This is a genomic window from Gordonia sp. NPDC003504 (assembly GCF_053587995.1).
In genome coordinates this window covers 239,901-252,605 of record NZ_JBSFPC010000004.1, presented here as the reverse complement: position 1 = coordinate 252,605, position 12,705 = coordinate 239,901, and the positions used below count along the sequence as shown (strand labels likewise).

11 protein-coding genes and 3 pseudogenes are annotated in these 12,705 nt (G+C 65.8%); 11 read left to right on the top strand and 3 right to left on the bottom strand.

Going from position 1 to position 12,705, the window contains the following annotated elements; genetic code table 11:
• Positions 1–159 precede the first annotated feature (159 nt).
• The 8 genes from ACWDPV_RS10535 (at position 160) to ACWDPV_RS10500 (ending at position 7,186) form a co-directional block, all read left to right on the top strand.
• Positions 160–993: a helix-turn-helix transcriptional regulator gene (locus ACWDPV_RS10535; protein WP_449742999.1), complete on the top strand. Its 834-nt coding sequence runs from the start codon at positions 160–162 to the stop codon at positions 991–993.
• A complete protein-coding gene (gene sufB, locus ACWDPV_RS10530; RefSeq protein WP_449742905.1) occupies positions 990–2,444 on the top strand; it encodes a Fe-S cluster assembly protein SufB in 1,455 nt (484 codons plus the stop codon). Before ACWDPV_RS10535 ends, sufB begins: the two co-directional genes overlap by 4 nt.
• Positions 2,444–3,625, top strand: coding sequence for a Fe-S cluster assembly protein SufD (sufD, locus tag ACWDPV_RS10525; RefSeq protein WP_449742904.1), 1,182 nt, complete (start codon positions 2,444–2,446; stop codon positions 3,623–3,625). Before sufB ends, sufD begins: the two co-directional genes overlap by 1 nt.
• Before the next feature lie 105 nt (positions 3,626–3,730).
• The gene (sufC, locus tag ACWDPV_RS10520; protein ID WP_449742903.1) at positions 3,731–4,504 is read left to right on the top strand and encodes a Fe-S cluster assembly ATPase SufC; all 774 of its coding nucleotides are present in this window, start codon (positions 3,731–3,733) and stop codon (positions 4,502–4,504) included.
• A 56-nt stretch (positions 4,505–4,560) separates the two neighbouring features.
• Positions 4,561–5,841 carry a cysteine desulfurase gene (locus ACWDPV_RS10515; protein WP_449742902.1) on the top strand — a complete coding sequence of 427 codons (1,281 nt, stop codon included), beginning with the start codon at positions 4,561–4,563 and terminating at the stop codon, positions 5,839–5,841.
• Positions 5,841–6,311 carry a Fe-S cluster assembly sulfur transfer protein SufU gene (gene sufU / locus ACWDPV_RS10510; protein WP_449742901.1) on the top strand — a complete coding sequence of 157 codons (471 nt, stop codon included), beginning with the start codon at positions 5,841–5,843 and terminating at the stop codon, positions 6,309–6,311. The genes ACWDPV_RS10515 and sufU overlap by 1 nt, the downstream gene beginning before the upstream one ends.
• On the top strand, positions 6,308–6,739 hold the full coding sequence (locus ACWDPV_RS10505) for a metal-sulfur cluster assembly factor (RefSeq protein ID WP_449742900.1): 432 nt from the start codon (positions 6,308–6,310) through the stop codon (positions 6,737–6,739). Before sufU ends, ACWDPV_RS10505 begins: the two co-directional genes overlap by 4 nt.
• Positions 6,740–6,829: 90 nt before the next feature.
• A complete protein-coding gene (locus tag ACWDPV_RS10500) occupies positions 6,830–7,186 on the top strand; it encodes a DnaJ family domain-containing protein (protein ID WP_449742998.1) in 357 nt (118 codons plus the stop codon).
• A gap of 52 nt (positions 7,187–7,238) precedes the next feature.
• On the opposite strand, the pseudogene ACWDPV_RS10495 reads toward ACWDPV_RS10500, so the two are convergent.
• Positions 7,239–8,951 (bottom strand): annotated as a pseudogene (locus tag ACWDPV_RS10495) (flavin-containing monooxygenase); the annotation flags it as partial.
• 199 nt (positions 8,952–9,150) lie between these two features.
• Between ACWDPV_RS10495 and ACWDPV_RS10490 the strand changes: the two are divergent.
• Both ACWDPV_RS10490 and ACWDPV_RS10485 read left to right on the top strand, forming a co-directional pair.
• Positions 9,151–9,303 (top strand): annotated as a pseudogene (locus ACWDPV_RS10490) (3' terminal RNA ribose 2'-O-methyltransferase Hen1); the annotation flags it as partial.
• Positions 9,237–9,521, top strand: a pseudogene (locus ACWDPV_RS10485) (polynucleotide kinase-phosphatase); the annotation flags it as partial. The pseudogenes ACWDPV_RS10490 and ACWDPV_RS10485, both read left to right, overlap by 67 nt.
• A 77-nt stretch (positions 9,522–9,598) precedes the next feature.
• On the opposite strand, the gene ACWDPV_RS10480 reads toward ACWDPV_RS10485, so the two are convergent.
• Entirely contained in the window at positions 9,599–10,738 is a 1,140-nt protein-coding gene (locus tag ACWDPV_RS10480) for a lycopene cyclase family protein (protein WP_449742899.1), read from the bottom strand.
• Between the two features lie 34 nt (positions 10,739–10,772).
• Positions 10,773–11,594, bottom strand: coding sequence for an SDR family oxidoreductase (locus ACWDPV_RS10475; RefSeq protein WP_449742898.1), 822 nt, complete (start codon positions 11,592–11,594; stop codon positions 10,773–10,775).
• 124 nt (positions 11,595–11,718) lie between these two features.
• Here ACWDPV_RS10475 and ACWDPV_RS10470 point away from each other — a divergent pair, with 124 nt between their 5' ends.
• On the top strand, positions 11,719–12,705 hold the full coding sequence (locus ACWDPV_RS10470; protein WP_449742897.1) for a glycosyltransferase family 2 protein: 987 nt from the start codon (positions 11,719–11,721) through the stop codon (positions 12,703–12,705).

The following is a 12,705-nucleotide window of genomic DNA, read 5'->3' as shown; positions in this document are numbered from 1 at the left end:
CGACGACTCTAGGTCATCGCCACTCAAGGTCATCGACGCCGCACGACGGTGTGCCACGTCGGCCGCATCGTGGTCGCAGTCGTACTGTGATGAGCGCCGCTAAGGGCACCCTTGCTGGAACCCGGGAATCATTTACGTCACACTCGTGTTGTGAAAACCATGCCAGGTGGATCAGTGCGCGGTGAGGTCGTGTCGTCGACCGACTCGGCGCATGCCGGTGTGCACACCGACGGTCAAACCCGGGCGGCAGTGGTGAATCTCCTCGTCGAGGACGGTCCGCTGACCGCGGGCGAGATCGGTGAGCGCCTCGGCATCAGCGCCGCGGGCGTCCGTCGACACCTCGACGCGCTCGCCGCGGCGGGCGACGTCGAGGAGGCCTCGGCGGCCTTCGGCCATCGCGGTGGACGTGGTCGTCCGGCGAAGTTCTTCCAGATCACCGCCGCCGGACGCGGAAAACTGCGGCACGCCTACGACGATCTCGCCGGTGCCGCCATGCGCAAGCTGCGCGATCTCGGCGGGTCGGCGGCCGTGTCGGAATTCGCGCGGGAGCGCGTCGAGCGCATCGTCGCCGAGGTGACTCCGGCGGCTGACGCCGACGCCGTCGCCGGTACCGTCACCGACATCGCCGACGCCCTGACCGGCGCCGGCTATTCCGCCAACACCCGCCAGGTCGGTTCGGGGATGCAGATCTGTCAGCATCATTGCCCGGTTGCCCACGTCGCCACCGAGTTCCCCGAACTGTGCGAGGCCGAGACCGCGGTGTTCACCGAACTCCTCGGCACCCACGTGCAGCGTTTGGCCACCATCGCCAACGGCGATTGCGCCTGCACCACCCATGTACCACTGCCTCATCCGGATCCACCTCCCGACGGGTCATCGGCAACGTCGCCGCCGCCGGTCCCCTCGAGCCCACCGGGCTCCGCAGATGCACAAACGAGCGATGCACAGCCCGCATTCGCTCGCCCCACCACGAGTCGAAAGGCTTCGCGATGACAGTCACCGATCCCTCGGTCGCCGCCCCGGACAAGGCGGCGCCGCTCACGCAAGAAGAGACAATCGCCTCGCTGGGCAACTACGGATACGGCTGGGCCGATTCCGATGTCGCGGGTGCGAGTGCGCAGCGCGGCCTGTCCGACGCGGTCGTCGCCGACATCTCGGGCAAGAAGAGTGAGCCGGAGTGGATGCTTGAACAGCGCCTCAAGGCATTGCGCATCTTCAATCGCAAGCCGATGCCGCACTGGGGTGCCGAACTCGACGGCATCGACTTCGACAACATCAAATACTTCGTGCGGTCCACCGAGAAGCAGGCCACCACGTGGGATGAGCTTCCCGAGGACATCAAGAACACCTACGACAAGCTCGGCATCCCCGAGGCCGAGAAGCAGCGCCTCGTCGCCGGCGTCGCCGCGCAGTACGAGTCGGAGGTCGTGTATCACCAGATCCGCGAGGATCTCGAGGCGCAGGGCGTGATCTTCCTCGACACCGACACCGGTCTCAAGGAGCACCCGGAACTGTTCCGTCAGTACTTCGGGTCCGTGATCCCGGCCGGCGACAACAAGTTCTCCGCGCTCAACACCGCGGTGTGGTCGGGCGGATCGTTCATTTACGTCCCGCCGGGTGTGCACGTCGACATCCCGCTTCAGGCCTACTTCCGCATCAACACCGAGAACATGGGTCAGTTCGAGCGGACCCTGATCATCGTCGACGAGGGTGCCTACGTGCACTACGTCGAGGGATGTACCGCGCCGATCTACAAGACCGATTCGTTGCACTCGGCCGTCGTCGAGATCATCGTCAAGAAGGGTGGGCGGTGCCGCTACACGACCATCCAGAACTGGTCGAACAACGTCTACAACCTGGTCACCAAGCGCGCCAAGGCCGAGGCCGGCGCCACCATGGAGTGGATCGACGGCAACATCGGCTCCAAGGTCACCATGAAGTACCCGGCCGTGTGGCTCACCGGCGAACACGCCAAGGGTGAGGTGCTCTCGGTGGCATTCGCCGGCGAGGGGCAGCACCAGGACACCGGATCGAAGATGGTGCACCTGGCGCCCAACACGTCGAGCAACATCGTGTCCAAGTCGGTCGCACGTGGCGGTGGCCGCGCCTCCTACCGCGGCCTGATCAAGATCAACAACGGTGCGCACGGCAGCCGCTCGACGGTGAAATGCGATGCGCTGCTGGTCGACACGATCTCCCGCAGCGACACCTACCCCTACGTCGACATCCGCGAGGACGACGTCACGATGGGTCATGAGGCGACCGTCTCCAAGGTGTCCGACGATCAGCTCTTCTACCTGATGAGCCGTGGCCTGACCGAGGACGAGGCGATGGCGATGGTGGTGCGCGGCTTCGTCGAGCCGATCGCGAAGGAATTGCCGATGGAGTACGCCCTCGAACTCAACCGGCTCATCGAACTGCAGATGGAAGGAGCCGTCGGCTGATGGCGGACCCCACACTCCCGGTGACCGCACCCGATGCGGCCGCCCCGGTCAACAAAGGCGAACAGTTCACGTCCTTCGACGTGGACGCGTTCGAGGTTCCCAGCCCCCGCGAGGAGGCGTGGCGGTTCACCCCGTTCCGTCGCCTGCGCGGACTGCACGACGGAACGGCGACCGCCACCGCGATCGCGAAGGTGACCGTCGACGGTGTCACTGACGGCGTCACCGCCGAGACCGTCGAACGTGACGATCCCCGCCTCGGCGATGGTGGCGTTCCGTTCGATCGGGTTGCGGCGCAAGCATATTCGACATTCGACGAGGCCACCGTGGTGACCGTCGGCAAGGAAGTGGAATTGAGTGACCCGGTGTCCATCCGGGTGACCGGGCCCGGTGAGGGTGATGTCGCCTACGGGCACATCCAGATTCGGCTGGAGCCTTTCTCCCGGGCGGTGATCGTCCTCGACCAGGAGGGGGGCGGTACCTATGCCGAAAACGTCGAGTTCGTGGTCGGCGACCAGGCGTCACTGACCGTGGTCAACGTGCACGACTGGGATGACGACGCCGTCCATGTGGCCGCGCATCACATCAAGGTCGGGCGCGACGCGGTGGTGCGCCACTTCGCGGTCAGTCTCGGCGGCAACCTCGTCCGCCTGTCACCGGTGGTCCATTACGACGCACCCGGCGGCGATGTCGAACTGTGGGGTCTGTACTTCGCCGACGCCGGACAGCATCTCGAACAGCGTCTGCTCGTCGACCACAGCCAGCCCAACTGCCGCTCGAACGTGGTGTACAAGGGTGCGCTGCAAGGCGATCCGAGCGACCGGAGCAGGGAGGCGCACACCGTCTGGATCGGCGACGTGCTGATCCGGCCCGAGGCCGAGGGCACCGACACCTTCGAACTCAACCGCAACCTCGTCCTGACCGACGGGGCCCGCGCCGACTCGGTGCCCAACCTCGAGATCGAGACCGGCGAGATCGTCGGCGCCGGACACGCCAGTGCCACCGGACGTTTCGACGACGAGCAGCTGTTCTACCTGCAGGCCCGCGGAATCCCCGAGGATCAGGCCCGACGTCTGGTGATCCGTGGATTCTTCGGCGAGATCATCGCCAAGATCTCGGTCCCCGATCTGCGAGAACGCCTCGAGGCGGCGGTGGAAGCCGAACTCGAGAACGCCGGCACCTGAGCGTCTGCGGCCCCCTCGTCGTATCCACCCGCTGATCGAGTAGGCCCGAGCGTAGCGGGGCCCGTATCGAGATCACCCAGCCCACACAACGAAAGACCACGACCAATGAGCACACTCGAAATCCGCGACCTGCATGTCGACGTCGCCCAGAGCGACTCCGAGGCAGAGCCGATCCACATCCTCAAGGGCGTCAACCTGACGGTTCGTTCCGGTGAGACCCACGCGATCATGGGCCCCAACGGTTCCGGTAAGTCGACGCTGTCCTATGCGATCGCCGGGCATCCCAAGTATCAGGTGACCTCGGGATCGATCACCCTCGACGGTGAGGACGTCCTCGAGATGAGCGTCGACGAACGGGCCCGCGCCGGTCTGTTTCTCGCGATGCAGTATCCCGTCGAGGTGCCCGGGGTGTCGATGTCGAACTTCCTGCGCACCGCCGCCACCGCCGTCCGCGGTGAGGCACCGAAGCTGCGTCACTGGGTCAAGGAGACCAAGGAGGCGATGACCGCGCTCGAGATCGATCCGTCGTTCGCCGAACGCAGTGTCAACGAGGGCTTCTCGGGTGGCGAAAAGAAGCGCCACGAGATCCTGCAGCTCGACCTGCTCAAGCCGAAGATCGCGATTCTCGACGAGACCGACTCCGGTCTCGACGTCGACGCGCTGCGCGTGGTCAGCGAGGGTGTGAACCGCTACAAGGAAGCCGAGAACGGCGGCATCCTGCTGATCACCCACTACACTCGCATCCTGCGCTACATCAAGCCCGAGTTCGTGCACGTCTTCGTGGGCGGTCGAATCGTGGAGTCCGCCGGTCCGGAGCTGGCCGATGAACTCGAGGAGAACGGCTACGTGCGTTTCACCTCGGCGGCCGCGGCCCGCTGAGTCGGGCTCACCGGGATCGCCGATCACCGAACCGAGATCATCGTGAAGGAGGCGTCGTGACTCTCTCCGCCGCACCGGTGGCAGGCTTCGACGTGGCGTCACTGCGGGCCGATTTCCCGATTCTGGGACGGACCGTCCGCGACGACAAACCTTTGGTGTACCTGGATTCCGGGGCCACCTCGCAGCGCCCGGTACAGGTTCTCGACGCCGAACGCGAGTTCCTGACCACGCGCAATGCCGCCGTGCACCGTGGCGCGCATCAGCTCGCCGAGGAGGCGACCGACGCCTACGAACAGGCGCGCGAGAAGATCGCCGCGTTCGTCGGTGCGGGCGTCGACGAGATCGTGTTCACCAAGAACGCGACCGAGTCGCTGAACCTGGTCACCTACACACTCGGTGACGACCGCAGCGCCGCCGTCTTCGGCGGACGCGCGCTCGGTGCCGGTGACACCGTGGTGATCACCGAACTCGAGCATCACGCGAATCTCGTTCCGTGGCAGGAGTTGTGCCGGCGCACCGGTGCGACCCTGCGCTGGTACGGCGTGACCGATGACGGCCGCATCGATCTCGACTCCCTGGTGCTCGACGAGACGGTGAAGGTGGTGTCGTTCACGCACCAGTCGAATGTGACCGGTGCCGTTGCCGACGTCGACGAACTGGTGAGCCGTGCTCGCAAGGTCGGCGCGCTGGTGGTGCTCGACGCCTGCCAGTCGGTGCCGCACATGCCGGTCGACTTCGCGGCGCTCGACGTCGATTTCGCCGCATTCTCCGGGCATAAGATGTTTGGGCCATCCGGGGTGGGGGTCCTCTACGGCAAGAGCGCACTGCTGAATGCCTTGCCGCCCTTCATCACCGGCGGATCGATGATCGAGACCGTCACCATGGAGGTCTCGACGTATGCGGCACCGCCGCAGCGGTTCGAGGCCGGTGTGCCGATGACCTCGCAGGTCGTCGGGCTCGGTGCCGCCGTCGACTACCTGTCGCTGTTGGGGATGAATGCCGTTGCCGCCCACGAGCACTCGCTGGTCGACCGGGTGTTGACACGTTTGGTTGAGATCGACGGACTGCGCATCATCGGTCCCACCACCACCGAGAACCGGGGCGGAGCCGTGTCCTTCGTCGTCGACGGCATCCACGCCCACGATCTCGGGCAGATTCTCGATGACGAAGGTGTGGCCATCCGGGTCGGCCATCACTGCGCCTGGCCCCTGCATCGTCGCTTCGGAATCGCAGCGACGGCACGCGCATCGTTTGCCGCCTACAACACCCTCGACGAGGTGGACGTCCTCGCCGACGCCATCCGCACGGCGCAGAAGTTCTTCGGGGTGGCCGGCTGATGCGGATGGAGCAGATGTACCAGGACGTCATCCTCGATCACTACAAGCATCCGCACGGTCGCGGACTGCGGGAACCGTTCCGCGCCGAGGTCCATCACGTGAACCCGACGTGCGGTGACGAGGTGACCCTGAGGGTGGCGCTGAGCGACGACGGCGAGACGATCGCCGACGTCTCCTACGACGGACAGGGATGTTCGATCTCGCAGGCGTCGACATCGGTGCTCTACGACCAGATCGTGGGTCGCAGCCTCGACGACGCGCTGGCCGCCATCGCATCCTTCAACGCCATGATGACCTCACGCGGTAAGGACGAGGGCGACGAGGACGTGATCGGTGACGGCATCGCCTTCGCCGGTGTGAGCAAGTATCCGGCGCGCGTCAAATGCGCGCTGCTCGGCTGGCTGGCGTTCAAGGACGCACTGGCCCAGTCGGTGGAATCCATTGAGACACAACGAGCGGAACTCGCATGAGCAACGAGACTGATCAGACGGCAATCGATGCCACAGACACCGGCACCACAACCACCGAGGCGCCGAGCACCGAGGTCCCGACCACTGCGGTACCAGCGCCGGTGAGCACGTCGCTGCCGCTGCTGGAGGACGTCGAAGAAGCGATGCGCGATGTCGTCGATCCCGAGTTGGGGATCAACGTCGTCGATCTGGGTCTGGTCTATGACATCGAGATCACCGACGACGCGGTCGCCAAGATCGACATGACGTTGACGTCGGCGGCGTGCCCATTGACCGACGTGATCGAGGATCAGTCGCGGTCGGCCCTGGTCAGCAGCGGGTTGTGCACCGACATGGAGATCAACTGGGTCTGGTTGCCGCCGTGGGGCCCGGACAAGATCACCGACGACGGCCGCGAGCAACTGCGTGCCCTCGGTTTCACCGTCTGAGGCGTGACCGAAAGGACCGATCCACCGGAGGGGCACTTCCGTCGTGTCCGCCGGTGGAAACCGCAGCGGCACGAGGATCGCGTGGAGAAGATGATCCGCGAGGCCACCGAACGCGGCGACTTCGACAATCTCCCCGGCATGGGCAAGCCGCTGAACCTGTCCGGACTCGACGATCCCGACTGGTGGGCCAAGCAGAAGATCCGCGACGAGGAACTCGACTCCACCGCCCTGCTACCGCCGACTCTGCAACTGCGCAAAGAAGCCGACACATTCCCGGAGTCGTTGCGCGGCATCTCCGACGAGCAGGCGGTGCGGGCGATCCTCGACGACTACAACAAGCGGGTGAAACAGGATCGGTTACGTCCGAGCCTGGGGCCGGCGTCGCACATCGTCGCGCGGACCATCGACGTCGACGACATGGTGGCCCGGTGGCGCGAACTGCGCTGAGCGCACGTCCCGCCCGCCCGGTGTGACAACTGCCCCGCGAGAACCGTTGCGACATCATGTGTTCGGGATGCACATCGGTCGGCAGGAACCGCAACGTCGACATGCGGAAGGCCATCTCGCGTCGGTTGTCGACGATCTCGGAGTACAGGTCGTCGAGTGCCGCCCGGCCGCGGTTATGCGGTCCGACGATGCGATAGCAGGCCTGGTTGAACGAGCCGAACCACAACTGGATGAACAGTTTCGGGTTGCGCAGCATCATGCTCATCGGTACCAGGCAGCCGATCTCGCGTGCGAGCGCGTCGAGGTAGAGGACCTGCGACGGGATGGCCTCGGTGTGGCGGGGACTCAACTCGGTCCAGTGCTCCTCCCATTCCTTCTCACGGCCGATGCGTTCGTCGAGATCGGCTGGGGGAGTGAGCTTTCCGCTCAGCACGCGGGCGAAGTACCGGGCCTGCATCTCCGCGCAGATCGGGATGCCGCCGGAGAACGGACGGACGAAACCGATGAATGCGGCGGTTCCCTGATGTTCGGGATGCAGGAAGTGCTTGTACAGGTTGCGCACGTTGGCGTCCTTGACCTGCAGGTCGCCGATTGACAACTCCTCCTTGGTGAAGCCGGTGCACAACACGATGGTGTCGTACTCGCCCACGGTGGAGTCACCGAAAGTGACGGTGTTGCCGTCGGAGGAGGAGATGCCGGCGTCGTTCAGGGTGATGCGACCACTGACCAGATGCGGGATGAAACTGACGTTCTTGCACAAGATCCCACGTTGCGCCCAACTGCCGTTCGGGTGTGAGCGGCGATTCCAGGTGCGGATCATCTCGAAGTTGGCGTCGTTGTGCTCGGTGCCGATGTCGAGTTTGGGCGGATCGACGGCCTCGCGCATCGGGTTCAGTTCCGGCTGCGCGGCGCGCATCGACGGGATCAGCCTGTCGCGGTAGACCCGGGCCGCGCCGAGTGCGGTGGTGAGGACACCGAGGACCACCGACACCACCCCGAACACCGCCTTGGCGATCGGGCTGCGGCCCCAGATCGTGTCCAGGGCGAACGGGTAATGCGAAGAGCGGTCCAGCATTTCGTGATGGTGCGAGCGGACCGTGCCGTTGTCGGTGGTCCGGGTGCCGTTGAAGATGCGTGGCAGCAGATAGGTGTAGGACCGGATCGCGAGAGTGCACTCGTCGGCGACGTCGCCGACCTCTCGCACGATGTCGGCACCGGATTCGGCCATCCCCACCACCAGGACCTTCTTGCCGCGGAACCGTTCGTTGTCGCGGTATTCGGCGGAGTGGACGATCTCGCCGGTGAAGTTCTCCAGACCGGGGATGTCGCGATGCGGGGTCTTGAACGGCCCCGAGCACACCGCCACGGCGTCGAAGTCCTCGATCGTCTCGACGCCGTTGTGCTGCACGGTCACCGTCCACGACGACGGTTTGCGCACGATATCGGTGACCTCGTGACCGAACCGGATGTGGTCGTGTAGGCCGAAGGTCGTCGCGTATTCCTGCAAGTACTCGAAATACTCACGGCGCGAATAGAAGACGCGACCACCCTGGAAGGGGAAATCGGAGTAGGCCATCAGCTTCATGGAGATGGTCAGCATCAGGCTGTCATAGGCCTTCATCGTGGAGCCGTCGTCACCCTCGCGCAGCCAGATGCCGCCGGAGGAGGGATTCTTGTCGAAGCAGACCACCTCGTGGCCCTCGTCGAGAAGTTGCTTGATGGTGGTCAGTCCGCAGGGACCGGCGCCGACGACGCAGACCTTCATGTGATGCCTTCCGGGAGTGCAACGTGACTCGGCCTCACACACATCGAGGCCGCACGTTAGGGAAGGCTAACATTATCCCGAAGTCCGCCCAACTCGGCCTCGGTTTGCGTGACCAGCGCAAACCACGCAAAACCGATAGTCGGCACGTGGTTCGGAACCCGAAATGGCTTGCCTGCATCGCTATCGTTGCGGTGTGTTCATGACCATCGAGGCACGCTCGGATGACCCGACGACGCCCGCCACCAATCTGGGTTTCCTACTGCACAAGCATCCCGACCGGGTCCAGCGGTTCGAGACCAGCCAGGGCGTGGCGACGGTGTTCTATCCGGTGGCCGATCCGACCGTGTGCCGGGCTACCTGCGCATCATCTACGGCCCCGGCTACCTCGACGATCTTGGCCGCCTGCTATCCCGCGACCTGCGGCACAAGAGGTCGATGGCCGCGCGTGAGCACCGGTTGGGCAGGGAGGCACTGGCGCGTCACGTCGAGGGTGCCCCGCTGTGGCAGGTGCATGAATGCGTCTTCGGTGTGCTGGCCCTCGAATCCGAGCCGGTGGACACCCGCCTCTGACCGCCAGGCCCGTGCGCAGCGCCCGCCTCACGTTGACAGCGCTTGGCCACACATTGACGGCGCTCTCACGGGAGTGATCAACCGAGCCCGGGGCGTGTGACCTCACGCATCAACCGGAGTCGGGTGCGGTGGTCGAGTGCGGCGAAGACCGATCGCATCGCTGCCAGCGCGCCGGCCAGATCGGTGCGCTCACTGAGGTAGCTGCGTTGTGCGCTCACCGGCAGTGCGAGAAACGCGGCGAAGAAGGTGACGGTTTGTGCGGGATCGAGGCCGAGTAGCACCCCGAGACCGCGCAATCGCAGTCGCCACACCTGGCGCGCCGAGAAGGGCCACAGCAGTTCGGTGGGATCATCCCCGTCGCGGATTCCGCGCGCCAGCAGATCGGCACAGCGCAACGCGGTGGCCACCCCGTACCCGCTGATCGGGTTGAGCAGCCCGCCGGCCGCACCGAAGGTCAACGGAGTTGTCTCCCAGGGTGTTCGGGTGTCGGGCAGCATGGGGAACGCCACCGTCTCCGAGCCGCGGAGGCGGGCGTCGGCGAGGCCATAGGCCGCGAGACGACGGGCAAGACGGTCGCGCAGCTCACGAATCCTGAGTGCGGGCCGGCCCACCAGGCAGGTCTCCTCGAGCAGGACCGTGTCCGCACCGAGTGGCACGGCGTAGAGAAACGAGGGCGACGGTCCACCGTGCTGCCACGGCGCGGTGTGTTCCGGTGCGCGCCAATCCATCAGGATGGCCGGCGATCCGTCGAGCACGCGGCGCGCGTCGTCGTCTCCGACGATCACACCGTAGGCGGTCTGGCGCGGCAGGTGACGGGCCGAGGTGCCGCGGCAGTCGATCACGTGGTCGGCGGTGATCGACTCGCCGTCGTCGGTGATCACCGAATGAGTCTGTACCTCCACGGCTTTCGCGTCGACCACGTGTGCATCGTCGATGGAGAGTCCGTTTTGTAGTCGCTGCGTGTCGAAGACGGTGTAGCCGCGGGCGATGTCTCGCCGCCGATACGCATAAACCGACACCGAGTCGACGCGGGCCGCGACCATGTCACCGCCAACCCAGGTGGGCAGCTCGTCGGTCCAGGCGGCATAGGTGGGCGTCCAGCGCCGGTGCGGCGCCGGATCGATCAGAGTCACCGCGACCCCGTGGTGCAGGAGCCGGTGGCTCAGGGCACGGCCCGACGGGCCCGCGCCCACGACGATTACGGATGTGCTGCTCATCGGGCCGATGACGTCGACGACGGGGCCGGCGCGCTCACATCGAACCGGTGGACATCAGGCCGCCGTCCACCCGGAGGGTCTCCCCGGTTATCCACGATGATTCGTCGCCGACGAGGAACGCCGCCGCGCGGGCGATGTCCTCGGGCTCGCCGAGGCGACCGGTGGGGTAACCGGCGATCGCCTTGGCCCCGTTGTCGCCACTGATCAGGACATCGGCGAACTTGGTGCGCACGATCGCCGGGGCGATCGCGTTGACCCTGATCCCGGCCGGGCCCAGTTCCCACGCCAGCTCTTCGGTAAGGCGGATCAGCGCGGCCTTCGACGCGCCATATGCGGCGATCACGCCGGTGGACCGAAGTCCCGCGACCGACACGACGTTGACGACGGTGCCACCGGTCTCGGCCATCCCGGCCCGGTATGCCTCCTGGATGAAACCGAGTGCGGCGACGACATTGGTGTCGAAGGTCTTGCGCACCGCGTCGAGGTCGGCATCCATCAGGGGGCCCGCGGTCGGGGCGATCCCGGTGTTGTTGATCAGGATGTGGATGCCGCCCTGGGCGACGGCGGCCGCGACCGCGGCAGTGCGGTGGTCGGCGTCGCCGGTGTTGCCGGGTACATCGGTGACCGTGGCATCGGGTACCCCGGCGTGGATCGCCGCGGCGGCCTCGGCGAGCGGGTCGGGTTTGCGGCCGGTGATGACAACGGCGGCGCCGCGGCGGGCGAGTTCGGTGGCGATGGCCAGGCCGATGCCACGGCTCGCACCAGTCACGAGGGCCGAACGACCGGTGAGGTCAGGAGCGGGGAATGCGGTGTTCGCACGCGCGGTGGTGTCGGTCGTCGCAGTGGTGTCGGTCACAGTGTCACCCTACGTGCGGCCGCGGCGGCGTGTGCACGAGGTGTTTCCCGCAATCCCGCCCGCGGCATGTGAATGTGCTTAGGCTATCCTTAATCGGCAGGACCGGGAAGGAGGGGTGTGCCGCGTGAAGCCGAGCGTCGGTGTCATCATTCCGGTCTACCGGAGTGCTCCCTATGTCCAGGGTTGCATCGAATCGGTACTGGCACAGACCTATCCCGTCGACCAGATCGTCATCGTCGACGACTGCGGCGACGACGATTCCGTTCCCGTCGCCCGGCAGACACTCGACGACGCCGGACGCGAGTACCGCCTGATCCGGCAATCACGCAACGGGGGGTTGGGACGGGCCCGCAACACCGGACTGGCGGCGGTCCAGACCGATCTCGTCTGGTTTCTCGACAGCGACGACGAGGCCGACGCCGATTTCGTCGCCCGGATCGTGGCCGCGATGACCACACACGACGCGCAGATCGGCGTGACGAGGACGCGTCGAGTCGACGAGAACGGTGTGGTACTCCAGATCGACGAGGCGTCACCGCCCGAGGCGGTCCTCACCGGCGAGCAGTATGCCCGGGAGATCCTGTGCGGGCGGGCGAAGGCGTACGCCTGTACCAAACTCTTCCGCCGCGAGATTCTCGGTGAGCGACCGTGGGCACAGGATCAAGCGTATGAGGACTTCGCCACCAGCGTCCGATTGTCCCTGTCGATGGAACGTGTGGCCCTCGTGGCGGAGCCGTTGTACCGCTACCTCTACCGCGAGGGTTCCCTGTCGACCGCCTTGAGTCCTTCGACGCTCGATCTCTTTGTCGTCGAAGACGATGTCCGCCAACTGATCTGCGCCACCACCCGCGATGCGGGGTGGTGGCGGAACTTCGTCGGCTTCCGGTATCGCGAGGTGCTCACATCGGTGACCCATGTCGCGATGCGTTCCGCGCATGCGTCGGGCCATCGCTCCGATCTGTATCGGACCGCGCTGACCCGGGTCCGCGACGACATCTCACTGGGTGACCTGCCGACCCTGTGGGCCGGAAAATACCTCCGCGAGATGATCTTTGCGGTCCTGGTGAAGCTTGTCCCCGGACTGTATTCGGCGGTGCTGAGGTGGCGGTGA